Annotated in this window: 21 protein-coding genes; 8 read left to right on the top strand and 13 right to left on the bottom strand. The window is 63.3% G+C overall.

What is annotated here, in order from left to right; translation table 11 throughout:
• Positions 1-47: 47 nt before the first annotated feature.
• A complete protein-coding gene (locus NAV32_RS15670) occupies positions 48-3,716 on the bottom strand; it encodes an AAA family ATPase (RefSeq protein ID WP_256053730.1) in 3,669 nt (1,222 codons plus the stop codon).
• The gene (locus tag NAV32_RS15665) at positions 3,713-4,972 is read right to left on the bottom strand and encodes an exonuclease SbcCD subunit D C-terminal domain-containing protein (protein ID WP_256053729.1); all 1,260 of its coding nucleotides are present in this window, start codon (positions 4,970-4,972) and stop codon (positions 3,713-3,715) included. The genes NAV32_RS15670 and NAV32_RS15665 overlap by 4 nt, the downstream gene beginning before the upstream one ends.
• A gap of 191 nt (positions 4,973-5,163) precedes the next feature.
• Here NAV32_RS15665 and NAV32_RS15660 point away from each other — a divergent pair, with 191 nt between their 5' ends.
• Entirely contained in the window at positions 5,164-5,376 is a 213-nt protein-coding gene (locus NAV32_RS15660; protein WP_256053728.1) for a hypothetical protein, read from the top strand.
• Positions 5,377-5,474: 98 nt separating this feature from the next.
• On the opposite strand, the gene NAV32_RS15655 is transcribed toward NAV32_RS15660, so the two are convergent.
• The 4 genes from NAV32_RS15655 to NAV32_RS15640 are packed head-to-tail and all read right to left on the bottom strand — an operon-like array spanning position 5,475 to position 8,066.
• The gene (locus NAV32_RS15655) at positions 5,475-6,794 is read right to left on the bottom strand and encodes a sensor histidine kinase (RefSeq protein WP_256053727.1); all 1,320 of its coding nucleotides are present in this window, start codon (positions 6,792-6,794) and stop codon (positions 5,475-5,477) included.
• The gene (locus NAV32_RS15650; protein WP_256053726.1) at positions 6,791-7,456 is read right to left on the bottom strand and encodes a response regulator transcription factor; all 666 of its coding nucleotides are present in this window, start codon (positions 7,454-7,456) and stop codon (positions 6,791-6,793) included. Before NAV32_RS15650 ends, NAV32_RS15655 begins: the two co-directional genes overlap by 4 nt.
• Positions 7,456-7,758 carry a PepSY domain-containing protein gene (locus NAV32_RS15645; RefSeq protein WP_256053725.1) on the bottom strand — a complete coding sequence of 101 codons (303 nt, stop codon included), beginning with the start codon at positions 7,756-7,758 and terminating at the stop codon, positions 7,456-7,458. Before NAV32_RS15645 ends, NAV32_RS15650 begins: the two co-directional genes overlap by 1 nt.
• Positions 7,758-8,066: a PepSY domain-containing protein gene (locus NAV32_RS15640; protein ID WP_256053724.1), complete on the bottom strand. Its 309-nt coding sequence runs from the start codon at positions 8,064-8,066 to the stop codon at positions 7,758-7,760. Before NAV32_RS15640 ends, NAV32_RS15645 begins: the two co-directional genes overlap by 1 nt.
• Before the next feature lie 164 nt (positions 8,067-8,230).
• On the opposite strand from NAV32_RS15640, the gene NAV32_RS15635 reads away from it, so the two are divergent.
• The 3 genes from NAV32_RS15635 to NAV32_RS15625 all read left to right on the top strand — a co-directional run bounded on the left by NAV32_RS15635 (position 8,231) and on the right by NAV32_RS15625 (position 10,206).
• Entirely contained in the window at positions 8,231-8,497 is a 267-nt protein-coding gene (locus tag NAV32_RS15635; RefSeq protein ID WP_256053723.1) for a PepSY domain-containing protein, read from the top strand.
• Between the two features lie 178 nt (positions 8,498-8,675).
• On the top strand, positions 8,676-9,557 hold the full coding sequence (locus NAV32_RS15630; RefSeq protein ID WP_256053722.1) for an RluA family pseudouridine synthase: 882 nt from the start codon (positions 8,676-8,678) through the stop codon (positions 9,555-9,557).
• Positions 9,558-9,783: 226 nt separating this feature from the next.
• Entirely contained in the window at positions 9,784-10,206 is a 423-nt protein-coding gene (locus NAV32_RS15625; protein ID WP_256053721.1) for a DUF192 domain-containing protein, read from the top strand.
• 71 nt (positions 10,207-10,277) lie between these two features.
• On the opposite strand, the gene NAV32_RS15620 is transcribed toward NAV32_RS15625, so the two are convergent.
• The gene (locus NAV32_RS15620; protein ID WP_256053720.1) at positions 10,278-10,745 is read right to left on the bottom strand and encodes an Lrp/AsnC family transcriptional regulator; all 468 of its coding nucleotides are present in this window, start codon (positions 10,743-10,745) and stop codon (positions 10,278-10,280) included.
• A gap of 197 nt (positions 10,746-10,942) precedes the next feature.
• On the opposite strand from NAV32_RS15620, the gene NAV32_RS15615 reads away from it, so the two are divergent.
• A complete protein-coding gene (locus tag NAV32_RS15615) occupies positions 10,943-14,413 on the top strand; it encodes an indolepyruvate ferredoxin oxidoreductase family protein (protein ID WP_256053719.1) in 3,471 nt (1,156 codons plus the stop codon).
• 70 nt (positions 14,414-14,483) lie between these two features.
• Positions 14,484-15,575: a Glu/Leu/Phe/Val dehydrogenase dimerization domain-containing protein gene (locus NAV32_RS15610; RefSeq protein ID WP_256053718.1), complete on the top strand. Its 1,092-nt coding sequence runs from the start codon at positions 14,484-14,486 to the stop codon at positions 15,573-15,575.
• 141 nt (positions 15,576-15,716) lie between these two features.
• On the opposite strand, the gene NAV32_RS15605 is transcribed toward NAV32_RS15610, so the two are convergent.
• The 6 genes from NAV32_RS15605 to NAV32_RS15580 form a co-directional block, all read right to left on the bottom strand.
• Positions 15,717-16,085, bottom strand: coding sequence for a 4a-hydroxytetrahydrobiopterin dehydratase (locus NAV32_RS15605; RefSeq protein ID WP_256053717.1), 369 nt, complete (start codon positions 16,083-16,085; stop codon positions 15,717-15,719).
• A gap of 80 nt (positions 16,086-16,165) precedes the next feature.
• Entirely contained in the window at positions 16,166-17,542 is a 1,377-nt protein-coding gene (locus NAV32_RS15600) for an L-serine ammonia-lyase (RefSeq protein WP_256053716.1), read from the bottom strand.
• An 88-nt stretch (positions 17,543-17,630) separates the two neighbouring features.
• Positions 17,631-19,007, bottom strand: coding sequence for an alanine/glycine:cation symporter family protein (locus tag NAV32_RS15595; RefSeq protein WP_256053715.1), 1,377 nt, complete (start codon positions 19,005-19,007; stop codon positions 17,631-17,633).
• A gap of 402 nt (positions 19,008-19,409) precedes the next feature.
• Positions 19,410-20,945 (bottom strand): sigma-54-dependent transcriptional regulator, encoded by a 1,536-nt coding sequence (locus NAV32_RS15590; RefSeq protein ID WP_256053714.1) that lies wholly within the window; start codon positions 20,943-20,945, stop codon positions 19,410-19,412.
• Between the two features lie 93 nt (positions 20,946-21,038).
• The gene (locus NAV32_RS15585) at positions 21,039-21,977 is read right to left on the bottom strand and encodes an NAD(P)/FAD-dependent oxidoreductase (protein ID WP_256053713.1); all 939 of its coding nucleotides are present in this window, start codon (positions 21,975-21,977) and stop codon (positions 21,039-21,041) included.
• Between the two features lie 117 nt (positions 21,978-22,094).
• Positions 22,095-22,496, bottom strand: a complete 402-nt coding sequence (locus tag NAV32_RS15580; protein WP_256053712.1) for a DUF488 domain-containing protein — start codon at positions 22,494-22,496, stop codon at positions 22,095-22,097.
• 174 nt (positions 22,497-22,670) lie between these two features.
• On the opposite strand from NAV32_RS15580, the gene NAV32_RS15575 reads away from it, so the two are divergent.
• Together NAV32_RS15575 and NAV32_RS15570 are read left to right on the top strand one after the other, a co-directional pair.
• Positions 22,671-23,021, top strand: coding sequence for a hypothetical protein (locus tag NAV32_RS15575; RefSeq protein WP_256053711.1), 351 nt, complete (start codon positions 22,671-22,673; stop codon positions 23,019-23,021).
• Positions 23,022-23,098: 77 nt separating this feature from the next.
• Positions 23,099-23,539 (top strand): CopD family copper resistance protein, encoded by a 441-nt coding sequence (locus NAV32_RS15570; RefSeq protein ID WP_256053710.1) that lies wholly within the window; start codon positions 23,099-23,101, stop codon positions 23,537-23,539.
• Positions 23,540-23,557: the final 18 nt, after the last annotated feature.

The raw sequence follows: 23,557 nt of genomic DNA, 5'->3' as shown, positions 1-23,557 counted from the left end.
AACAGGAGCCTCTGGCGCGAGGGACCCTGAAGTTGGTCATCGGTTGTTCAGCTTATGCCGTCCGTGATGCGCAAGCCGCTCTGGCCGTTGCCCATGCGCTGCACCTGAATCTGCACCGGAATGCGCTCGTGCATCTGCGCGACGTGAGAGATCACTGCGACCTTGCGGCCCTGGGCCTGCAGCGAGTCGAGGGCGTCCATGGCGATCTGCAGTGATTCGGGATCGAGGCTGCCGAATCCTTCGTCGATAAACAGCGATTCGATCTTCAGTTTGCTCGACGCCATCGAGGCCAGGCCCAGCGCCAGCGCCAGGGATACGAGGAAGGTTTCACCTCCGGACAGCGAATGTACCGAGCGTCGTTCATCACCCATCTCGGTATCCATCACCAGCAGACCCAGCGGGCTACCGCCGCGCTGCAGGCGGTAGCGGCGGGCAAGCTGGCGCAGTTGCACGTTGGCGTGCTGCACCAGCAGGTCGAGGTTGTAGGCCTGGGCGATCTTGCGGAAAGCGCCGCCGTCGCTCGAACCGATCAGCGCGGCAATACGCCCCCAGCGCTGATTTTCCGCCATGGCAGCGTCAATCTGTAGCAACAGCGCCTGACTCTGGTTGCGACGATTGTCGTCGTCCAGCAGCAGCGCGCGCGTTTCGGCGCAGCGCCGCTCGCTGTCCTCACAGGCCTGCGATTGCTCGGCATGACGGCGCTGCAGCGTCTCGACATCCGGCACTTCGTCGTCCGGCGTTCCGGTCTGTTGTGAAAGGTGCGCGGACAGGCGCTCTATGCAGCCTTCCAGGCGCTCGCGACAGCGGGTCAGGGTATCGGTGTTGTGCTGCAGACGCTGGCGCGTTTCGCTGAGCTGGTTGTCGTCCATGCGCAACAGTTGCGCCAGGGTTGCATCGTTCAGCTCGGGCTGTGCAGCGCGCCAGCTTGAAAGTTCGGTATCCAGCTCATCGCGCTCGTGCTGCAATTCGTCGCGGCGCTGCCGGCAATTGGACTGCTCGCTGGTCAGGCGGGCAAGTTCGAGCCTGCCGTCGTTGAGCTGGCGTTCGAATTCGGCCTGCTGTTGGCGAGCATGCTGGATGGCACTGTCCAACTGCTGTTGCCAGACTTCGGCGGCGGGTTGGTCGCCCAGACTGCTCCGCAAGGCCTGCTGGCAGGTCTGTAGCTGATTTTCACGTTCGGTGAGGCGTGCGGCGCAGGCTTTCTGCTTTTCCTGACGATGCACCTGCTCGCGGCGCTCCGCGTTCAGCTGTTCTTCGTAGTGGCGCAGCTGTTCGGCCTGCTCGGCCTGTTGTTCCAGCTGCTGCAGGCGCACGGCGATCTGCGCATCCAGCTCGATAAAGCTTTGTGCAGGGTTCTCTCGCCAGTGATGCAGGTGCTCGGCTGGCAGCAGGTCGGCGAATTCCGCCAGTTCCTCTTCGAGGCGCTGGTTGTCACGGGCGAGTGCCTCATGTTGCTGGGCGAGCTGCTGGCTGGCCTCCCTGGAAATGTCGTGGGCCTGTTGCCAGACCTGTCGCAGGTTTTGGCTGCGCTGCTGCAGGTCGAGCAGGGACTGCTGCAATTGACTGGCTTTAGCGATGCTGGACCTGAGCTGGTCCAGTTGTTTTTCCAGCCATAACGGGCGCTCGGCTTGTGGCTGTTGCAGCAGGCGCGCATGGCTGGGCAGCACCTGCAGGCGCTGGGTCAGCTTTTGCAGGTCATCGCCGAGTGTCGTCTGACGCTGCTGCCCCTGGCGGAGCAGGGTGTTCAGGATAGTGTGACGATCACGCAATTCCTGCAGGCGCTGGTCCTGGGTATGCAAGGCCTGGCGCGCACGTTCCGCCTCGTCGTCGTCCTGTTGCGTGAGGCTGGCCAGCAGAGCGTCGGCTTGATGCCAGGGGTGCTCGCCGCTGCCGCATACCGGGCAGGGTTCGCCTGGCACCAGCGTCGCACGCAAGGCTTCGACGCTTTCGCTGCGGGCCAGGCGCTGGCGATCAAGCAATTCGAGGGTGAGCTTGAGCGCCTGTTCGGTGGTATCGCGCTCGCTGCGTAGCTGCTTGCCGAGAGCAGTCAGGCTGTCCAGCTCGGTTTGCTGCCGGGTGCACTCGGCCTGCAGGGCCTGTTGCTCGGCAAACAGGCCGAGTTGTTGGCTCCAGAGTTGCTGCAGGCTTTCATGTTCGCGCTCGGCCAGGCGCCAGTCGTCCAGTTGCCGGTGCAACCGGGGCAGTTGCTCGGCAAGCTCGGCTTCGCTGCCCAGTTGTTGTTGCAGGGCATCCAGCGCCTTGCGGGCCGTGTCCTCTTCCTGTTTCGCGCGCTGGGTACGTTGCTCCAGCGCCGGCAGTTCGTCACGGCCCTGGCGCAAGCGGGCGCTCAGTTGCACGAGCTGCTGCAGGCGTGGCCGGTAGGCGTTCCAGCTGGCGCAGAGTGGTTGCAGGGAAGTGCCGGCTCGCAGCTGGTGGGTCAGTTCGTCCAGCTGCGTGGTGGCGCGTTGGTGCTGGTCGACAAGTTGCCCGAGGCCGGTTGTGCCTGCCGTGACGGCGCTTGCGGCCTGGTGGCTTTCCTCGCGCAGTTGCGCCAGGTCGGCATGCAGATGGCGCAGGCGTTCTTCTTCGCGGCGGGCCACGGCCAGTGCGGGTTCGGCAGCAAGGCGTGCTTGCTCTGCGACCTTGAGCTGCACCCCAGCCTGCTGGTGCAGCCGTTCGAGTTCGTCCTGGCCTTGTTGCAAGGTGTCATGAGCAGTCTGCTGACGGGCCAGGGTGGCGTCGATTTGCGTCAGCAAGCTCGGCAGCTCGGTCTGGCGCAGGAAACGGTGACGTTGCGGGGCCAGTTGTTCGAACAGGCCGAGAAGGTGTCGGGCATCGGCAAGGCGCTCATGCTCGTCTTCGGCTTGCTGCAGCTGGAGCTGTGTGGTGTCGCGTTCGCCTTGCAGACGTGCACGCTCGGTCAGCCACAGGCGCTGCATCTCCAGCGTCTTCAATTGCGTCTGCAATGCTTTCAGTTCGCTCAGTTGCTCGTCATGGCGGTTTTCCAGTGCCTGGCGTGCGTCTGGGGTCATGGGTTGCACGCCACCGGCTTGCTGTTGCAGTTGCGCGAGGGCTTCACGGGTGTGCTTGGCTGTTTCGAAAGCGGCCTGGCCCAGACGGCTGTAGAGGCCGGTGTCGGTGAGTTTTTCCAGCAGGCTGCCGCGCTCGTTGTCGTCGGCCTTGAGAAAGGCGGAGAACTCGCTCTGCGCCAGCAACACCGCGCGGGTGAACTGGGGCAGGGTCAGGCCGAGCCGGGCTTCGAGCAGTTCCCGGAACTCGCGTTTCTTGCCGCTGGCCAGCAACTGATTGCTGTCCAGGTCGAGCAGGCTCTGGTTGCTGGCCTGCAGGCGACCGTCGCTCTTTTCACGCGCGCGTTTGACCTCCCAGCGGGCGCGATAGCGGCGGTTATCCACGCCGATAAAGTCCACTTCGGCGTAGCCACTGGCGCAACCGCGGCGCAGCAGGTTACGTTCGTCGCCACCGCCGATCTCGTCACTGCCGTCGGGCACCTTGTTCAGTGGCGACACACCGTCCAGCCGGGGTGTGCTGCCGAACAGTGCCAGGCACAGGGCGTCGAGGAGGGTGCTTTTGCCAGCGCCGGTCGGCCCGGTGATGGCGAACAGGCCGGCGCTGGCCAGTGGCTCGGCGGTGAAGTCGATGGCCTGCTCACCGGCCAGTGAGGCGAGATTCTTCAGACGGATGGCGAGGATCTTCATTGGACTTTTCCTGCAGCCAATCCTTCAGCGGGCTCTCCAGCTGAGAGTTCGACGCCTTGCAGCAGGCTGGCGAAATCCTCCAGTGCCTGGGTGTCCGGCGGGTTGCCGAAGCGTTCCGTCCAGGCGCGGATGAAGAGTTCCTCGGGTGTGATCTGGTCGAGGCCGAGCAGCGCTTCGGTCTCTGTTTCACCACGCTTGCCGGCATATTCGCTGGTGATCCGCACCAGGCGGCAGGCCTTGCCGCTGATGGCGCTCTCGATCCGCTGGCGCAGGTCCGGCACCGGCTCATCCAGCTGTACGCGCACTTCCAGCCACGGCAGGTGCTCGGCGAACAGGTCGGCTACCGGCAGGGCTTCGAGTTGGGTGATGACCTCGCTCAGCGATGCACGACCGATGCGGATCATCTCCACGGCGCGTGGCACCGGCAGGCTTTCGACCTTTTCTAGGCGTTCGCCGTCGAGTTCGACCAGTAGCACCTGATGCGGGTAGTTCACTTCGGCGAACGACAGCGGCAGGGGTGAGCCGCTGTAGCGGATACGTTCCTGGCCGGCCACGCGCTGCGGTTTATGCAGATGGCCCAGGGCGACGTAGGCGATGCTCGCGGGGAACAGGCTGGCCGGCAGCGCCTCGGCATGGCCGATGACGATGTTGCGCTCGGACTCTTCCGAGACCGCGCCACCGGCCATGTGCGCGTGGCTCATGGCGATCAGTGCCTGGCCCGGCTGGCGTAGGGCTTCGGCGGCGCTGACCAGCCGCTGGTGGACCTGACCGATGCCGCTCAGGTAGTCCTCGCCGGTGGCGAGGCCGGTGACTTCGGCGGGTCGCAGGAAGGGCAGGGCCAGGCACCAGGCGGCCACCTCGCCGCTGGCATTGTGCAGTGGCAACAGCAGCCGCTGGTGATCGAGCTGGCCGTCTGCGACCCAGCTGATGCGTCCGATGGCGTGGGTGTTGAGGCGCCTCATCAGCGGCGCCGGCAGTTCGATGCGTCCGCCCGAGTCATGGTTGCCGGCGATCATGACGATATCCAGTCGTGGCAGCTTTCCATGGGCGCTGACGATGAAGTCGTAAAGGCGTTCCTGAGCCTTGAGCGGCGGGTTGACCGTGTCGAAGATGTCTCCGGCGATCAACAGGGCGTCCGGCTGCAGAGTCGCCAGCTGATCGAGCAGCCAGCCGAGGAATTGCGCGTGCTCATGGTCACGCTCCTGGCCGTGCAGGGTTTGGCCAAGGTGCCAGTCGGAGGTGTGGATCAGGCGCATGCGGGAAGTCTGTTCTGAATGGAGGGCGTTAGCGCGGCCATTATAGGAGCTTCGGCGAAATCCGTTGCTGCGGGCGTGGCGCATGCGTGCGGGTTGCAGTGCCGTGACAGCTGGATGTCAGCCGATGAACGGTTTGAATCTCCCAGTTAAATACAGGGTCTTTGTATCAGGTACAGCCCACGAGATACCTGATGAAAACCTTGTCCCGCCATCTGGCCGATAATTTTCCAGCCGAATACCAGACCCGTGTTGAGCCGCAGTCCAACGGCAACCTGGTGGTGCGCGTCGGCTATCCGATAAAAGGCACTGAATCCATACGCATGGTGTCGGGCCGACAGGTCGATAACGGCCTGCTTGTGGAAACCATTCTGGAGGACATGCGCAACGAGCTGGCCCGCGTGTAGTAGGAGCGGGCCGTGCCCGCGAATAATCACGCTCCGAGGGTTGTCCCTTTCGCAGGCATGGCCAGCTCCAGCAGAGTCTGAAAACCGCTTGTGGCCTGTCACTGTTTCTGTTTCGGCAGCCGAATGCTTGCCCGCAACCCGCCGAGTGAACCCTGCTCCAGCGTCAGGCTGCCATGCCAGGCGGTGAGCATGTCCCGTACGATACCCAGCCCCAGACCGTGGCCCTCGGCGCGTTCGTCCAGACGTGCGCCACGCGTTAGAACGCTGTCACGCAGCGCTTCGGGAATGCCCGGCCCGTCATCCTCGATGGTGATTCGATAGCTGTCGGCGTCCTGCTCGATCTCCAGTCGCACCTGTGATGTTGCCCATTTGCAGGCGTTGTCCAGCAGGTTGCCGAGCAGTTCGAGCATATCCTCGCGATCCCAGGGCAGGCGGCAGTTGTCCGGCGCGTGCCAGTGCAGACTCAGACCGCGCGGATGAATCATCTGCAGTGTCTCGAACAGGGCTGGCAACTCTCGTCCACAGTCGAAATGGGCACCGGGCAGTGCCTCGCCGGCCATGCGTGCGCGGCCCAGCTCGCGCGAGACCCTTTGCTGGATTTGTTCCAGCTGTTCACGCAGGCCGGCCTGCAACTCAGGGTGGGCGCTCAGTTCTTCACGTTGTATGAGGCTGCCAAGTACAGCCAGCGGTGTTTTCAGCGCATGGCCAAGGTTGCCCAGTGCATGCCGCGAACGCTTGAGGGTGTCGTCGGTATGCGCCAGCAGATGATTGATCTGCGCCACCAGCGGTTGCAGCTCATGGGGCGCCTGGATATCGAGCTGGCGGCGCTGGCCCTGCTGCAGTTGCGCAATCTGCTGGCGCGCCCGTTCCAGCGGGCGCATGGCAAGCTTTACCGCATAGCGCTGCAGCAGCAGGAAGACCAGCAGCGCGACTCCGACCAGACCGAGCCCGCCGAGGCGAACCTGGAGGAAACTGTCGAGAATCGGCGTGTAGTCCTGTGCGACGGCGATGATGATGCGCTGACCGTCGCGCTGGTACTCGGCGCGGTAAGCCAGCAGCCGCTGGCCCTGCGGTCCCTCGGTCAGCTCGGAGGCCAGGCCCTGCTGCTGCGGCCATTCGGGCGTGGCATCCCAGAGCGAGCGCGAACGCCAGCTGCGCTCGGGTAGATCAATGCGGAAATAGTGACCGGAAAAAGCGCGCTGGTAGCGGGGGTTGAGCCGGCTGGTATCCAGCCTGAAGCCGTCCGTGCCTTGCACCACGGCGATCAGCAGGCCTTCGGTTTCCTCGCGCAGATCGGTTTCCAGGCTGCGTCGCAAGCCGGCTTCGAACAGCCAGAGGCTGGTCTGCAACAGCAGCAGGCTGACGATCAGCAGGGCGGCGACCAGGCCCAGACTGAGGCTGCGCTGAATCGATCTCAAGAGGCGCCGCCGAAGCGATAGCCCTGACCCCGGCGGGTTTCGATCAGCGCGCGGCCCAGCTTGCCGCGCAGGCGGTTGATGTGTACCTCGATGACGTTGGAGTCACGCTCGGTTTCGCCGTCGTAGAGGTGTTCGGCCAGCTGGGTTTTCGACAGCAGCTGGCCAGGATGCAGCATGAAATAGCGCAGCAGGCGGAATTCCCCGGCGGTCAGCTCAATGTCCTGGTCATCCTTGCGGCAACGCTGACGCGCTTCGTCCAGCGCCAGCCCGCCGACTTGCAGCAAGGGCTGATTGGCCACGCCATGAGCGCGGCGCAGCAATGCCTGGATACGCAGCAGCAGCTCTTCGGGGTGGAAGGGTTTGGTCAGGTAGTCGTCCGCGCCGGCCTTGAGCCCTTCGATACGCTCGGCCCAGGAGTCGCGTGCGGTGAGGATCAGCACGGGCGTAGCCAGGCCACGGGCGCGCCAGTCACGTAGAACTTCCAGTCCCGGCTTGCCGGGCAGACCGAGGTCTAGAACGATCAGGTCATAGGGCTCGCTGCTGCCCTGGTAGTCGGCATCGCGACCATCGGCCAGCCAGTCGATGGCATAGCCGTGGCGGCCAAGGCTGGCCAGCAGTTCGTCGGCCAGGGGGACGCTGTCTTCGACCAGCAACAGGCGCATCAGTCTTCCTCGTCCTTGAGCAGACGGCCATCGCGTGCGTCGAGTTCAAGTTCACGGGCGATACCGTCGGCGGTGAGCAATTCGATTTCATAGATGTAGATGCCGTCATCTTCCTCCAGCTCTGCCTCCAGCAGGCGTGCGCCGGGATAACGCTGCATGGCCTGCTGCAGCAGGCTTTCCAGCGGCAGGATCAGCCCTTCGCGGCGCAGTTTCAGGGCTTCGTCCTGGTCCAGGTCGCGACTCGCCGCCGGGGTGGCGGCGAGCAGCAAGGCCAGCGAAAGCGTGAGGAAGGTGTTGCGCATCAGTCGTCCTGGTGGTCCTTGAGGATTTCGCCGGTCTTGGCGTCGAGTTCCAGGTCCCATTGCACACCTTTGTCGTCGCGCAATTCAAGCTGGTAGATGTAGCGACCGTATTCTTCTTCCAGTTCGGTCTCCTCGATGGTGGCGCCGGGATGCTTGGCCAATGCCGCTTCGTTGAGCTTCTCGAAGGACTGGATGGTGCCGGCATCGCGCAGCTTCAGCGCTTCGTCAGGGCCGAGGTCGCGAGCGGTGGCCAGGTTGGCGCCCAGAGCGAGAGTGGCGGCGGTAAACAGGATTGTCAGGGTTTTCATGAGTTGTTCCTCTGTGGGTTTGGACAGGCACAGATTACGAGGCCAGGCTTACGCGAAGCTGAATGGTATTTGTTCTCGTGAGGGAACCCTGCCCAGCGGCGAGGCTCGTATTTAACAGGGCTGCGACGCAGCCGCATCTCGAAAATCAGAAGAAGGAAATAGCCATGTACCACAAGAAACTGACCGCTGCCCTTGCCATCGCCGTTCTTGGAACCGCCAGCGGGATCGCACTGGCCGACAAACCCGGCGCCGACTGGATCACCCTGGAGCAGGCTGTAGAGAAGGCCAAGTCGGCCGGTTATACGCAGTTGCACTCCATCGGCGCCGACGATGATGTCTGGGAAGGCGAAGGCATGAAGGCCGACGGTAAGGTGTGGGAGTTCAAGATGGACGGCAGGACCGGGGAAATGACCAAGGAGAAGGAAGACTGATCAAGCCTTGTCCTGCTGCTGAGCTGCTCATTCGTGACTGAAGCCACTCCCACCATGGGCCAACGTATACCGGACCCGTGGGAGTGGCTTAAGCCTGCAGCCGAAGCTGGCGTAAGGTCTGCGCTGCTTTAAAGCGCTCGGTTATCATCGGCACCCCTTTCGCCATACGCCTGTTGCCATGTCCGCTTCCAATGCCCGCAGCACGCTGCATTTACCCCAGGGTGATTGGCGTACGGTGCTCGATTGCCTGTGCGCTCACTTTCCAGCCATCGACCGTGCCACCTGGCTGGATCGCTTCGCGCGTGGCCGCGTGCTGGGGGCGGATGGGCAGGCGCTGGAAGTGACACATGCCTATCAGGTCGGGCTGCGGATTCACTATTTTCGTGAAGTGCCCAACGAGCAGCCGATCCCCTTCGAGGCGCACATCCTGCACCTTGACGAACATCTGCTGGTGGTCGACAAACCGCATTTTCTGCCAGTGATGCCGGCGGGTGGATACGTCAACGAAACCCTGCTGGCGCGACTCAGCAAACGCCTGGGCAATCCCGATCTGGTGCCGATTCACCGTATCGACCGGCTCACCGCCGGGCTGGTGCTGTTTTCCACCGATCCGGCCAGTCGTGGGGCTTATCAGGCGCTGTTTCGTGAGCGGAGGATCGACAAACATTACGAGGCGATCTGCCCGGCGCTGCCGGAACTGGCATTTCCGCGCCTGGAGCGACTGCACATGATCGAAGGCGAACCCTTCTTCCTGATGCGCAAGGGTGACGGCGAACCCAACAGCGAGACCCGCATCGAGGTGCTGGAGCGCCGTGAAGATTGCTGGCGTTACGCCCTGTATCCGCTGACCGGGCGCAAGCATCAGTTGCGCCTGCAGATGGCCACGCTGGGCGCTGGCATCTGCAACGATCCGTTCTATCCCGAGCTGATCGAACGCGCGCGGCGCGATCGGGACGACTACAGTAAGCCGCTAAAATTGCTGGCGCGTGGGTTGGCGTTTTGCGATCCCTTGAGTGGCCAGCCGCGTACCTTCGAGAGCGAATTGCGGCTGGACTGGTAGCCGCTGCCCGTGGCCGTCTATGCTCCGCCTTTTCCGATAGCCATGTTCCAGTCATGGGGTGCCTAGGCCGGGTGGAAGGGGTCAGGTGGGAGCGGACTTGTCCGCGAGCTTTGCTTTTCTGCGTCAGCCACCGCCAAAAGCTCGCGGGCAAGCCCCCTCCCACAAAAGCGCCTGCTTCGCGCAACCCATGATAGGACATGGCTTTTCCGATACGAGTGAAGCCCCGATGCGTACCCTCCGCATGCTGCTAACCGCCTGTCTGGCCTGGCCGGCTCTCGCCAGCGCCGAAACCCTGCTCGACCTGCTGGTCGGCACTGCACCACTGCGCGCCGAATACGTCAGCTCGCCCACCGAACGCGAACGCGGGCTGATGGACCGCACCGAGCTGGCGACTGACGCGGGCATGCTGTTTCGTTTCGACGATTTCCGCCGTCATTGCCTGTGGATGAAGAACACCCCGTTGCCATTGTCCGCCGCATTTCTGGATGAACAGGGACGCATCGTCGATCTGATTGATCTGGAGCCGTTGAGCGAGGCGATCCGTTGCTCGCGCAAGCCAGCGCGCTATGCGCTGGAGGTCAACCAGGGCTGGTTCGAGCGCCAGGGGATCTGCCAGGGGACTCCGGTGTTGGGAATTCCTCAGCGATAACCTCCCGCTGGCAAGGCCGCTGTTTCGTAGGGTGGATAACGGCGAAGCCTTATCCACCGTTTAATCCCGGCTCAATCCAGCGGTAGCTCGGTGGTGCGCTTCACTTCACTCATGGCGATATGCGAGTGCGCCTCCTGCACATGGGGTTGCTGCAGCAACTGGTCGCGTAGAAAACGCTCATAGCTGTCGATATCCCTGGCCACCACCTTGAGCAGGTAATCCGATTCACCGGCCATGGTGTGGCACTCCAGCACCTCGGGGTAGCCCACCACAGCCCGTTCGAATTCATCCAGATTGCTGCGCCCGTGGGCTGACAGTTTGATGTTGACGAACACCGTCATGTTCAGCCCGAGCTTCTTTGGATTGAGCAGCGCGACCTTGCGTTCGATCAGCCCCTCTTCCTGCATGCGGTGAATGCGCCGCCAGCACGGCGATTGCGAAAGCTCCACCTTTTCGGCGATCTCGGCGGCGGACAGATCAGCGTTGTGTTGCAGCAGCAGGAGAATCTTGCGGTCGATGCTGCTCAGCGGAGTCTGCATGGTTGTTCCTGCTTGGCTGTTTTTTGTGGATCGATCATGCACCCGATAGCGCATCTACCGTAAAAATAGAAAGGAAATCTCGTCTCGTCACGGCCAGACTCATAACAGATGCGAAAAGGCGGGGCGAACTCCTGCGGTTTTCGCCAGGCGGGCAGCGCATAAGCCGCCCAGACTCCGAACAACAACAGGAGCGCCCCATGACTCTGGCCGAGATCCGTCTGGATGACAAATACCGGCTTGCAACCGGGCATTTGTACCTCACTGGCACCCAGGCGCTGACCCGCCTGCCGATGCTCCAGCACCAACGTGACCAGGCTCGGGGGCTGAACACCGGCGGTTTCATTTCCGGCTACCGTGGCTCGCCACTGGGCGGGCTGGACAAGAGCCTGTGGGATGCGCGCGACTACCTCACGCAGCACGCCATCCATTTTCAGCCGGGGCTGAACGAGGAACTGGCCGCCACCGCGGTGTGGGGCAGCCAGCAAGCCAATCTGTTTCCGGGTGCCCGATACGACGGTGTATTTGCCATGTGGTACGGCAAGGGGCCGGGGGTGGACCGCGCCGGTGACGTGTTCAAGCACGCCAATGCCGCGGGCGTCTCGCCCCACGGCGGCGTGCTGCTGCTGGCTGGCGACGACCACGGCTGCAAGTCCTCGACGCTGCCGCACCAGAGCGAGCACGCCTTTATCGCCGCTTCGATCCCGGTGCTCAACCCGGCCAACGTCCAGGAAATTCTCGACTACGGCATCATCGGCTGGGAGCTGTCGCGCTATTCCGGCTGCTGGGTCGCGCTCAAGACCATCGCTGAAAACGTCGACTCCTCTGCTGTGGTGGAGGTCGATCCGCTGCGGGTGCAGACGCGCATCCCGCTGGACTTCCAGCTGCCCGAGGACGGCGTGCACATCCGCTGGCCGGACCCGCCGCTGGCCCAGGAAAAGCGCCTCAACCTGTTCAAGATCTACGCCGCACGCGCCTTTGCCCGTGGCAACAACCTCAACCGGGTGATGCTCGATTCGCCCAGCCCGCGTATGGGCATCATCACCACCGGCAAGAGTTACCTCGACGTGCGCCAGGCGCTGGACGATCTGGGGCTGGACGAAGAACTCTGCGCACAGATCGGCCTGCGCCTGCTCAAGGTCGGCATGAGCTGGCCGCTGGAGCCGGTCTCGGTGCATGAATTCGCCCACGGCCTGGACGAAATCCTGGTGGTGGAGGAAAAACGCAGCATCATCGAGGACCAGCTCACCGGGCAGCTCTACAACTGGCCGGTGGACAAGCGTCCGCGGGTGGTCGGCGAGTTCGACGAGCAGGGCTGTTCGCTGCTGCCCAACCTTTCCGAACTGACTCCGGCGATGATCGCCCGCGTCATCGCCAAACGCCTGGAACCTATCCTCACCAGTGAAATGATCCAGTCGCGACTGGCTTTCCTCGATGCCAAGGAGAAAGCCCTGGCCGCGCGCAGCTACAACACGGTGCGCACGCCGCACTACTGCTCGGGCTGCCCGCACAACACCTCGACCAAGGTGCCCGAAGGCAGTCGTGCCTCGGCGGGCATCGGCTGTCATTACATGGTGCAGTGGATGGACCGGCGTACCGAGACCTTCACCCAGATGGGCGGCGAGGGCGTGAACTGGATCGGTCAGGCGCCGTTCACCGACACACCGCACATCTTCCAGAACCTTGGCGACGGCACCTACTTCCATTCCGGCAGCCTGGCGGTTCGGGCAGCTGTGGCGGCGCGGGTGAATATCACCTTCAAGATTCTCTACAACGACGCCGTGGCCATGACCGGCGGCCAGCCCATCGACGGCGAACTGCGCGTCGACCAGCTCAGCCGCCAGGTACATGACGAGGGTGTCCAGCGCATCGCCATCGTCAGCGACGAACCGGAGAAATACCCCAGCCGCGAAGGCTTCGCACCCAACGCCAGCTTCCACCATCGCCGCGAGCTGGACGCCGTGCAGCGCGAGTTGCGCGAGTTCAAGGGCGTCTCGGTGATCATCTACGATCAGACCTGTGCCACCGAGAAACGCCGCCGGCGCAAGCGCGGCAAGCTGGAAGACCCGGCCAAGCGCGTGTTTATCAACCCCGCCGTATGCGAGGGCTGCGGCGACTGTGGCGAGAAATCCAACTGCCTGTCGGTATTGCCGCTGGAAACCGAACTGGGGCGCAAGCGCGAGATCGACCAGAACGCCTGCAACAAGGATTACTCCTGCGTCGAGGGCTTCTGCCCGAGTTTCGTCACCGTGCACGGCGGCCAGTTGCGCAAGCCCGAGGCGGTGGCCGGCGGTATCGAAGCGGCAGCGCTGCCTGAACCGCAGCAGCCATCGCTGGAACGCCCATGGAACGTGCTAATTCCCGGCGTTGGCGGCAGCGGCGTAACCACCCTCGGCGCGCTGATCGGCATGGCGGCGCACCTGGAAGGCAAGGGCTGCACGGTGCTCGACCAGGCAGGCCTGGCCCAGAAGTTCGGCCCTGTGACCACCCATGTGCGGATTGCGGCCAAGCAGGGCGACATTTACGCCGTGCGCATTGCCGCTGGAGAAGCCGACCTGCTGCTGGGCTGCGATCTGATTGTTGCCGCCGGTGATGAATCGCTGACCCGGCTCAACGAGCAGATCAGCCACGCCGTGGTGAACAGCCACGAATCGGCCACCGCCGAGTTCACCCGCAACCCGGATGCCCAGGTGCCCGGCGGCGCCATGCGCCAGGCCATCAACGATGCGGTCGGAGCGGAGAAAACCCATTTCGTCGATGCCACCCGGCTGGCCACGCGGCTGCTGGGTGACAGCATTGCCACCAACCTGTTCCTGCTCGGCTTTGCCTATCAGCAAGGGCTGTTGCCGCTATCCGCCGAGGCCATCGAGAAGGCCATCGAGCTCAACGGCATGTCCGCCGAACTGAACCGCCAGGCCTTCCGCTGGGGTCGTCGCGCGGTACTGGAGCCTGAAGGGGTGGAGCAGTTGGCCAAACCGGGGGACGTGGCGAAGCCCATTGGCAAGACCCTCGAAGCGATCGTCGACTGGCGTGTGACTTTCCTCACCCGCTATCAGGGGGCCGGACTGGCGCGCCGCTACCGCAAGCTGGTCGAGCGGGTGCGTGAGGCCGACACTGCGGATGATCTGGCGCTGTCCAAGGCGGTGGCGCGGTACTACTTCAAACTGCTGGCTTACAAGGATGAGTACGAGGTGGCGCGGCTGTACAGCGAACCGGAATTCCGCCAGCAGCTCGAAGCGCAGTTCGAGGGCGACTACAGGCTGCAGTTCCATCTGGCGCCGGCCTGGCTGGCAAAGACCGATCCCAGGACCGGCGAGCCGCGCAAGCGCGAGTTCGGTCCGTGGATGCTTGATGCGTTTGGTGTGCTGGCGAAATTCCGCTTTCTGCGCGGGACGCCACTCGACCCGTTTGGTCATGGTCACGACCGGCGTGTGGAGCGCCAGCTGATTGTTGACTATGAAAAGACCCTGGGCGAGCTGCTGGTGCAGCTCAAACCGGGCAACTACCGCACCGCCGTGGCCATCGCCGCGCTGCCGGAACTGATCCGCGGCTATGGCCCGGTGAAGGAGCGCGCCATCGCCAAGGCACGCCAGCAGGAAAAGCTGCTGCGCGAGCGGTTTGAGCGGGGGGATGAAGTGCAGAATGTTCGGCTGTTCCAGCCGACCGTGTGATGTGCCCGGTTGCGCGTCTATGCGGGCGCCTGGGCACAATCGCCAATCCACGAAGACACACGAGGTAATCATGTCCGTATTCGCTCATCCCGATTTCGACCAGCATGAGCAGGTGGTCTTCTGCCATGACCCCGCGTCGGGCCTCAAGGCCATCATCGCCATCCACAATACGCACCTCGGTCCAGCGCTGGGTGGCTGCCGGATGTTCCCCTACGCCACCGAGACCGATGCCCTGCGCGATGTGTTGCGCCTGTCCCGCGGCATGACGCTCAAGTCTTCGCTGGCCGGTCTGGCGCTGGGTGGCGGCAAGGCGGTGATCATCGGCGATCCGCATACCGGCAAGAGCCAGGCGCTGCTGCATGCCATGGGCGATTTCATCGAAAGCCTCGGCGGACGCTATATCACCGCTGCCGACTCGGGCACGGGCGATGCCGAAATGCAGGCATTCGCCCAGCGTACCCGGCATGTGGTCGGGGCATCGTCACGCACCACGCTGGACGGCAGCATTGCCAGCGGCGATCCCTCGCCCTCGACAGCGCTCGGGGTTTTCGTCGGCCTGCGCGAGGCGATACGCCAGCGTCTCGGGCGCAATGACCTTGCCGGCCTGAAGGTGGCGATTCAGGGGATGGGCCATGTCGGTCTGAGCCTGGCCCGGCGGCTCAAGGCTGCCGGCGCCGAGCTGTGGGTCTGTGACATCTTCGATGCCAATGTACAGCGCGCAATGGACGAACTGGATGCCCGGGTGGTGCGTCCAGAGGACATCTACGGGCTCGATGTCGAGGTGTTCGCGCCCTGCGCCATGGGTGGCATCCTCAACGAGCAGACCCTTGAAGTGCTGCGCGCGCCGGTGATTGCCGGTGCGGCCAACAACCAGCTGGCCACGCCCGAAATCGGTGCTGTACTGCAGCGGCGCAACCAGCTCTGGGCGCCGGATTATGTGATCAATGCCGGCGGTATCATCGACGTCTACTACCAACGCATCGGCGGCAGCGCGGCGCAGATTGATGCGCACGTCAAAGGTATCGGTGAAACCCTGCGTGAAATTTTCCAGCGCGCCGAGCAGGCGCAAATTCCCACGTCTCTTGTCGCCGATCGCCTGGCGCTCGAGCGCGTGCAGGCTGCCGGCAGACCCGAAACCGGCGCGCAGCGCCTGTTGGCGTAGGGTTGCTGCGGGTCTGACGGCTGAATGTGCAAGTCCGGCAGACCCGTTGAGGTTCTCCGTAGCCGTGTGGTGGAGACCTCGACCGGTTTCAGCCTGTAGAACTCATTCGCTCGTCAGCTCACCGTAACGTCGGTCCGCCGATCAGGTTAGACCCTGTTTACGGCCTTCTGCGGTTCTGGCCGCTTCGTCGGTACGTGCTGCCATGATGAAGTCGTTGCGATGCAGGCCCTTTATCTTGTGACTCCACCAGGTGACCGTGACCTTGCCCCATTCGGTGAGCAGGTCAGGATGGTGGCCTTCGGCTTCAGCGATCTCGCCGATGGTGTTGGTAAAGGCCAGCGCCTGGCGGAAGTTGCTGAACAGGAATGTCCTTTTCAGCTCCTGATGACCGTCGCGGGTCTCGACGTTCCAGTCCGGAATCTCCTGGATCAGCTGGGCCTGTTCGTCATCGGCAACCCTGGGCGCGTCGGCCCGGCAGGCTTCGCAGTGAGCCTGGTTCAGTGTGGTCATGTGTCTGTCCTCGCATGGGTGGGTGAGGCCTGACGGCAAGCCGCGGTGACAGCGACGACCATCGGTCTGGTCGCCTGCGGTCAGCATTCGATGATGTTGACGGCCAGCCCGCCGCGGGCGGTTTCCTTGTACTTGCTCTGCATGTCGGCGCCGGTCTGGCGCATGGTACGGATGACCTTGTCCAGCGAGATGAAATGGCTGCCGTCGCCGCGCAGGGCCATGCGTGCCGCATTGATGGCTTTGACCGCACCCATGGCGTTGCGCTCGATGCAAGGCACCTGAACCAGGCCGCCAACCGGATCGCAGGTCAGGCCGAGGTTATGTTCCATGCCGATCTCGGCGGCGTTCTCGACCTGTCGCGGCGTGCCGCCAAGCACTTCGCAGAGCGCGCCTGCGCCCATGGAGCAGGCCACGCCCACCTCGCCCTGACAGCCGACTTCGGCCCCGGAAATCGAGGCGTTCTCCTTGTAGAGCATGCCGATGGCGGCTGCGGTGAGCAGGAAGCGCACCACGCCGTCCTCGCTGGCGCCGGGCACGAAGCGCATGTAGTAGTGCAGTAACGCCGGAATGATTCCCGCGGCCCCATTGGTCGGTGCAGTGACCACGCGACCGCCGCTGGCGTTTTCCTCGTTGACGGCCAGCGCGTACAGATCGACCCAGTCAAGCACGTTGAGGCTGTCGCGCAGGTTGGCTTCCGGGCTTTCGCCGAGCTGGCGGTAGAGCTTGGCGGCGCGGCGCTCCACCTTGAGCCCGCCAGGCAGCGTGCCTTCGGTGCGGCAGCCGGCGCGCACGCAGTCCTGCATGACCTGCCAGATATGCAGCAGCCGCGCGCGGGTTTGCGCCTCCGGTCGCCAGGCTGCCTCGTTGGCCAGCATCAACTGGCTGATCGACAGGCCATGCTCGTCGCATAGCGTCAACAGTTCGCGGGCGCTGTGGAAGGGGAAGGGCAGCGGCGTCTGGTCTTCGACGATGCGGTCGCTGCCGATGGCTTGCTCATCCACGACGAAGCCACCGCCCACCGAGTAATACGTGCGGCTGCGGATTTGCAGGCCGGCGGCATCAAACGCGCGAAACAGCATGCCGTTGGGATGGAACGTCAGTGGCTTGCGTGTCATCGTCAGGTGCTCGCGCTCCACGAAGTGGATTGGCTTTTCACCCAGCAGGTGCAACGTGCAGCTTTCCCGGATCACCGCCAGCCGCGCAGGTATCCGGGTGGTATCGATTTGTTCCGGCTGCTCGCCTTCGAGGCCGAGTAGCACCGCCTTGTCGCTGCCATGGCCCTTGCCGGTGGCGCCGAGCGAGCCATGCAGCTCGATGCGCACGCCTTCGGTAGTGGCCAACAGGCCATCGCGCTGCAGCCCTTCAGCAAACCGCGCCGCCGCGCACATGGGGCCGACGGTATGCGAACTGGAGGGGCCGATGCCAATCTTGAACAGGTCGAAGATGCTGAGGGACATAAAGGAGGTCGCTCGCCGGTGAGACGACAGCCACCCAGGCGCCGTTGCGGGCGTCCGGGTGGTTTCTGTTTTCAGCTTAGACCGCTATTCAGCGCGGCATGCCGGCAAGTGCTTCCTGAGCCTTGCGCTCGGCAAAGTAGGCGTTGGTCAGCTTGACCACCACCGGGCTCAGCAGCAGCAGGGAGATCAGGTTTGGAATCGCCATCAGCCCGTTGAGGGTGTCGGCGACCAGCCAGGCGAAATCCAGCTGAGCGATCGCCCCAAAGGGCACGGCCAGGACCCAGATCACCCGGAATGGCCAGATGACCTTGGTGCCCATCAGGTACTCCCAGCATTTTTCGCCGAAGTAGCTCCAGCCGAGAATGGTGGTGAAGGCGAAGACCACCAGTGCAATGGTCAGGATGGCGCCGCCGAAGCCGGGCATTGCCGACTCGAAGGCCGCAGCTGACAGTGCCGCGCCGCTCTCGCCGCTGGTCCATACGCCCGAGCAGATAATGGCCAGGCCAGTCATCGAGCAGATAATGATGGTGTCGATGAAGGTGCCGAGCATGCCGATCAGGCCGGAGCGAACCGGGCTGTTGCTGGTGCCTGCTGCCTGGGCGATACCGGCGGTACCCAGGCCTGCTTCGTTGGAGAAGATGCCGCGCGCCACGCCGAAGCGAATCGCCGCGATCACTGCTGCGCCGGCAAAGCCGCCTGTGGCTGCTACCGGGTTGAAGGCGGATTCGAAGATCAGTGCGAATGCGCCGGGGATGGCCTGGAAGTTGACCGCCAGTACCACCAGCGCCGCGATGATGTACGCCACGCACATGAAGGGCACCAGGGCCGCGGCAACCTTGCCGATGCGCTTGATGCCGCCGAGGATCACCATGCCGACGATGGCCATCGAGACCACGCCAGTGATCCACATCGGTACGCCGAAGGTCGTTTCCATGGCATGCGCCATGCTGTTGACCTGCACCATGTTGCCGATGCCGAAACCGGCCAGCCCGCCGAAGATGGCGAAGGCGCCACCAAGCCACAGCCATTTTTTGCCAAGACCGTTCTTGATCGCATACATCGGGCCGCCGACATGCTCGCCGCGGTCGTCCTTCTCGCGGTAGTGCACCGCCAGTACCACTTCGCAGTACTTGGTCGCCATGCCCACCAGCGCGGTGCACCACATCCAGAACAATGCGCCCGGTCCGCCCAGAAAGATGGCGGTGGCCACACCGGCAATGTTGCCGGTTCCCACGGTCGCCGCGAGGCAGGTCATCAGCGCCTGGAAGGGGCTGATTTCGCCCTCCGCGCCAGGCTCGTTTTTACGTCCCTGCCACATCAGGCGGAAACCACGGGGAATGGTTCGCCAGGGCATGAACTTGAGCATGATCATGAGGATCAGCCCGGTGCCGAGGATGAGCACCAGAATCGGTGGGCCCCATACCAGCGAGTTGATTTGGTTGACCAGATTATTCAGAAATTCCATGTCGACTCCGCTTGTAATTTTTTGGTTACGGCACGTCGGTGTGCGAAAGACAAGGCACCCAATAGAGGCTCTGGCTGGCAAGTGCTGCCCTTGTGCAACCAGGCAACACAGTCGTCAGTCGGATCCAGTCTCTGCAACAAGGCAATACCGATGCCAGCTTTATGTAAATACTCAGGTAATCAATAGGTTATGCGTATAACCGGCCAAGCCACATGGAAGCCTTGTACTGAAATCGATACAGCATTCCGGTTCGGTCGTTATGTTCAGCCTGCGGAGCAGCTGCATGCATTTCAGTACGCTGTATTCAAATCAATACAGCTGGCGCGGCAAAACGCCGCAGGATGAGGCAATAACGGACAGTTGGTTGAGCAATTGTTTCCGAAGGTGACGTTTACGGCAACCTTATCTGTGGCCGCCGATGCCATATTTGCGCAAGCGCATGGCGATGGCGCTGTGTGAGCTCTTCAGTCGACTGGCCAGCAAGCGCGTAGAGGGATGGCTTGCGTAAAATCTTTCCAGAATCGAGCGCTCAAAGGCTTCCATGGCCTCGCTGAGGCTGGGGATTTCCTCCTCCTGGCACGCCAGGCGGGTGCGAGCGATATCCAGGTCGTCGAGGCCGATGATGGTGCTGTCGGACATCGCCGCGGCGCGAAAGATGATGTTCTGCAGCTGCCGCACGTTACCGGGCCAGTTATTGCCCAGCAGCGCCGGGTAGGTTGAGGGTGCCAGACGGCAGGGCGGGCGCTGGATCTGGGTACAGGCCTGCAGTAGAAAATGTCGCGCCAGCAGCAGGATATCCTCGCTGCGTTCACGCAGCGGCGGAACGCTGAGGTTGAGTACGTTCAGCCGATAGAACAGGTCCTCGCGGAAGGCGCCGTCGCCGACCAGCTGTTCCAGGTTGCGGTGGGTGGCGCTGAGGATGCGTACATCGACGCGTATCTCGCGCTCGCCGCCAACTCGACGAAAGCTGCCCTCGCTGAGGAAGTGCATCAGCTTGGCCTGCAGGTAGGGCGACATCTCGGCGATTTCGTCGAGGAACACCGTGCCGCCGTTGGCCAGCTCCAGCAGGCCGGGCTTGCCACTGCGCTGGCTGGCGTTTGCCGTGCCGGGTGCGTAACCGAAAAGCTCACCATCGGCCTGGTTTTCCGGCAGGGCTGCGCAGCTGAGCGTCAGGAAGGGCGCATTGCTGCGCGGGCTGGCGGCGTGGCAGGCGCGGGCGACCAGTTCCTTGCCGGTGCCGGTTTCGCCCTGGATCAGCAGCGGCGCATCGAGGGCTGCCACGCGCACGCCTCGGGCCTTGAGCGTGCGGATGGGGGTGGAGTCGCCCAGCAACGCCTCGAAACTTTCCGCATGGTGAGGGTGCAGCGCGGCCAGGCGCTCGCCCAGCCGGCTGGGTGCATAGAGTGTCAGCAGTGCGCCAGCAGCGGGCTGTGATCCGTCGGCGTTCAGGGTTTCGGCAACCGGCATCACATCGATCAGCAGGGATTGGCCGTTGAAGATGATTTCGCGCATGGGCAGGCGGAAATGCTGTTTGAGCATTGCGGCCTGCAACTCAGGCGCGTCGAACAGCTCGCCGACGAACCGGCCTTCGGGGTCGAAGCCCACCAGGCTGATCAGCGCCGGGTTGGCCATCAGGATCTTGCCGTCGCCATCGACCGCCATCAGCGGGTCCGGCATGGCGTGCAGCAGGGCATCGAGCTGCAGGCGTCGCTGCTGGCCGGGCAGCATGCCGACCACCTGGATGTCCTGTACCCCGCGCACGTCGCGCAGCGCCTGGCGCAGCTCGTCCAGCACGTGAGTGTCGAGTGCAGGTGCGTCTATATAGACGTTGGGCGGCACCATTTCGACGGCGTCCAGATTGAGGTTGCGCGCCACCAGCAGGGCGAGCACTTCCTGGGTGATGCCGATGCGGTCAATGAAGGTAACGTGAATGCGCATGCTATTCGGGCTTTGGTCGAGAGCGGCAGTATGCCTCCTTGCCAGACTGAAGGCATCGCCCGCAGGTCTCTCTTGTGAGACGTGGCGCGATTATCAGCTGGATCCGCCCCAGGGATTGCTTTCCAGGCTGTTATGCACCGCGGTGGCAGCCTGGGCGGCTTGCCCAATGGCGACACTGATCTGCTTGAGACCGGCTACGACGTCGCCAAGTGCATAGAGCCCGGGCGTCGACGTTTGCTGATGGGCATCGACGATCAGCGCGCCCTGTTCATCGCAGGCGGCGCCCAGGCTTACCGCCAGCTCGGAGCGAAAGCGGGCGCCCAGGTTGGGGTAGATGATGTCGAAGTGATGGGTGCCCTGGTGGGCAGTGACCAGCTCAATGCCCTGTGGGCAGCGGTGCAAGGCTTCGACCTTGTCGTCGAGCAGTCGAATGCCGTAGTGACTGGCCAGTTTCCTGGCCGCCTCGCAGGCAGGTTGTTCGCCGTGGATCACGACAGTCACCTGATCGGTGAAGGTGCGCAGAAATACGGCGTGGCGGATGGTGTCTTCGGCTTCGCCATAGACCGCGGTGTTGTCGCCGTTGACCTCATAGCCGTCACAGATCGCGCACAGGCGCAAGCTGCCCTCGGCGATAGCTGAGTGGGCGTCGGGCATTTCCGGCAGCGTGTCTTCTATACCGGTGGCGAGGATGATGCGGCGAGCGAAACAACGCTTGTCGGCGTAATGCGCAATGAAGCCCTCGGTCTGGGCTTCGATGCGCTCCACGTGGCCTTGCTCAAACTGTGCACCATGGTTGCTTGCCTGCTCGCGCAGCCGGGACAGCAGCGCATCGCCGGATATGCCAGGCGGGAAGCCGGGGTAGTTGTGTGATCGGGGAATCAGTGAAGCGCGGCTGGCGCCGGCATCCACCACCAGGCAGTCGCGGTGGAAGCGGGCCAGATAGAGCGCGGCTGTAAGTCCGCCCGGCCCGGCGCCGACGATCAGGCAGTCGGTCCGGGAGGGTGGCGGGAACGCAGGCGTGGTTGGGTTCATGGTGTGCAGGCTGCTTGACTGTCGTCTGTAGAAGCGGTCAGTCAGGCAAAAGTTCGTCTGTCCGGATAAGCGTCAATGACTTTTCCTGCGGGCTGGTACCCGAGTGCCGTGGGGTCTTCAAGGCAGGCGTCTTCCGGCAGGGCAGGTTGGGGAGCTCTGCTCCGCGTGGCGGTCGAGTTGTTCTTGCAGCCATTCGGCCAGCACCTGCGCATTGTTATGCCGTTCGTCACGTGCGGCGTAGATGAGCGTGATGCGCTCCTGGCCGGCAGTGCTCAGCAGCGGCCACCAGTGCTCGGGATGTGCGGCGAGTTCTTCGCGGTAACGTTCGCGGAAGAGCGCGAAGCTCAGGTCGCCGGCCTTGAAGGCACGGCGCAACTCGTCCGATGGCGCCAGCTCCTTGTGCCATTGGTCCAGCTGCAACGCTTCCTTGCGGCAGTTGCGTGGCCAGAGCCGGTCGACGAGGACCCGCCGGCCATCATCTGCAGCAGGACGTTCGTAGGCGCGTTTGCAGAGGATCATGAACGGCCTCGGTTAAGGGTAAAAATCACCCTTGTGAGTGTCATAAAAACCCTTTCCACCAGGGTTGATAGTACATTGCCTTTGCTAAGGTATTGATCTGCGTCAACTGAATTGCCGGCACGCTTCGTGAAGAGGATGAAGTGCAATCCCTATCTTTCCAAAGGAGCGTTTCGCATGAACAAGTCGATCATGATGGCGAGTGTACTGCTGCTGGCAAGCACTCTGGCGAGTGCCGATGAGATTGTGACAGTAGAGAAGGACCGCATGGTGGGTGGCGGGTTCGGTGGCCTTGGCGGCTTTATGCTGGGGGCGGCTGCTGGTGGTCCGATCGGCGCATTGGTGGGAGCTGGCGTAGGCTATTTCGCCGGTCAGGGCGTCCAGGAGGTAGCGGGCCTTGAGCATAATCTTTATGTGCTGAAGGATGAGCAGGGCAATACCACTCGGCTGCGGACCTCTGCCGATGGTTTCGAGGCCGGCCAGCAGGTCGAGCGTAGCGGTAGCCAGCTGGCTGCGGTGAATCACTGAGTCTGCGCGACAAGGCTGTCGGTAACAGGGGGCTGGGCTCTGCTAGGCTGGCCGCCTGAACAGCCCAAGGTGTAGAGATGAGTTATTCCCTGCTGCATGTCACCCATTTAGTGGGTGCGATCTTTTTCATCGGCACGCTGTTTGTCGAGGTGGCTGTGCTGGCCAGTGTGCGCAAACAGATCGATCCTGAGCTGATGCAGCGCGTCGACAAGGCGGTAGGTGCGCGGCTGCGGGTGGTGCTGCACTGGGTGGTGCTGTTCGTCTACGGGGCGGGCATAGGACTGGCCTGGTATCACCGGCACCTGCTTGCCAATCCATTCGCCAGCAGCTTCGGCACCCTGCTGACGCTGAAGATCGTGCTGGCCGTTGGCGTCTTCTTCACCTTTGGTGCGGTGGCCATGCTGTTAAGAAGCGGGCGGATGACCCCAGGACGCTACCGGGCCATCCACTGGGCGATTTTTCTGCAGATGGTCGGCATCGTGGTGCTGGCCAAGGCGATGTTCTACCTGCGCTGGTAGCCGGTGTCGGGTTCTTGG

It is taken from the genome of Stutzerimonas stutzeri, assembly GCF_024448695.1.
Lineage (GTDB): Bacteria > Pseudomonadota > Gammaproteobacteria > Pseudomonadales > Pseudomonadaceae > Stutzerimonas > Stutzerimonas stutzeri_T.
Note: the sequence above shows the minus strand (reverse complement) of the source record. Positions and strands in the feature narration are given on the sequence as shown.

What these genes read in the sequence shown, in the direction of transcription:
- NAV32_RS15670 (WP_256053730.1), bottom strand. Translation starts at nt 3,716, where the DNA reads ATGAAGATCCTCGCCATCCGTCTGAAGAATCTCGCCTCACTGGCCGGT.
- NAV32_RS15665 (WP_256053729.1), bottom strand. Translation starts at nt 4,972, where the DNA reads ATGCGCCTGATCCACACCTCCGACTGGCACCTTGGCCAAACCCTGCAC.
- NAV32_RS15660 (WP_256053728.1), top strand. Translation starts at nt 5,164, where the DNA reads ATGAAAACCTTGTCCCGCCATCTGGCCGATAATTTTCCAGCCGAATAC.
- NAV32_RS15650 (WP_256053726.1), bottom strand. Translation starts at nt 7,456, where the DNA reads ATGCGCCTGTTGCTGGTCGAAGACAGCGTCCCCCTGGCCGACGAACTG.
- NAV32_RS15645 (WP_256053725.1), bottom strand. Translation starts at nt 7,758, where the DNA reads ATGCGCAACACCTTCCTCACGCTTTCGCTGGCCTTGCTGCTCGCCGCC.
- NAV32_RS15640 (WP_256053724.1), bottom strand. Translation starts at nt 8,066, where the DNA reads ATGAAAACCCTGACAATCCTGTTTACCGCCGCCACTCTCGCTCTGGGC.
- NAV32_RS15635 (WP_256053723.1), top strand. Translation starts at nt 8,231, where the DNA reads ATGTACCACAAGAAACTGACCGCTGCCCTTGCCATCGCCGTTCTTGGA.
- NAV32_RS15630 (WP_256053722.1), top strand. Translation starts at nt 8,676, where the DNA reads ATGTCCGCTTCCAATGCCCGCAGCACGCTGCATTTACCCCAGGGTGAT.
- NAV32_RS15625 (WP_256053721.1), top strand. Translation starts at nt 9,784, where the DNA reads ATGCGTACCCTCCGCATGCTGCTAACCGCCTGTCTGGCCTGGCCGGCT.
- NAV32_RS15620 (WP_256053720.1), bottom strand. Translation starts at nt 10,745, where the DNA reads ATGCAGACTCCGCTGAGCAGCATCGACCGCAAGATTCTCCTGCTGCTG.
- NAV32_RS15615 (WP_256053719.1), top strand. Translation starts at nt 10,943, where the DNA reads ATGACTCTGGCCGAGATCCGTCTGGATGACAAATACCGGCTTGCAACC.
- NAV32_RS15610 (WP_256053718.1), top strand. Translation starts at nt 14,484, where the DNA reads ATGTCCGTATTCGCTCATCCCGATTTCGACCAGCATGAGCAGGTGGTC.
- NAV32_RS15605 (WP_256053717.1), bottom strand. Translation starts at nt 16,085, where the DNA reads ATGACCACACTGAACCAGGCTCACTGCGAAGCCTGCCGGGCCGACGCG.
- NAV32_RS15600 (WP_256053716.1), bottom strand. Translation starts at nt 17,542, where the DNA reads ATGTCCCTCAGCATCTTCGACCTGTTCAAGATTGGCATCGGCCCCTCC.
- NAV32_RS15595 (WP_256053715.1), bottom strand. Translation starts at nt 19,007, where the DNA reads ATGGAATTTCTGAATAATCTGGTCAACCAAATCAACTCGCTGGTATGG.
- NAV32_RS15590 (WP_256053714.1), bottom strand. Translation starts at nt 20,945, where the DNA reads ATGCGCATTCACGTTACCTTCATTGACCGCATCGGCATCACCCAGGAA.
- NAV32_RS15585 (WP_256053713.1), bottom strand. Translation starts at nt 21,977, where the DNA reads ATGAACCCAACCACGCCTGCGTTCCCGCCACCCTCCCGGACCGACTGC.
- NAV32_RS15580 (WP_256053712.1), bottom strand. Translation starts at nt 22,496, where the DNA reads ATGATCCTCTGCAAACGCGCCTACGAACGTCCTGCTGCAGATGATGGC.
- NAV32_RS15575 (WP_256053711.1), top strand. Translation starts at nt 22,671, where the DNA reads ATGAACAAGTCGATCATGATGGCGAGTGTACTGCTGCTGGCAAGCACT.
- NAV32_RS15570 (WP_256053710.1), top strand. Translation starts at nt 23,099, where the DNA reads ATGAGTTATTCCCTGCTGCATGTCACCCATTTAGTGGGTGCGATCTTT.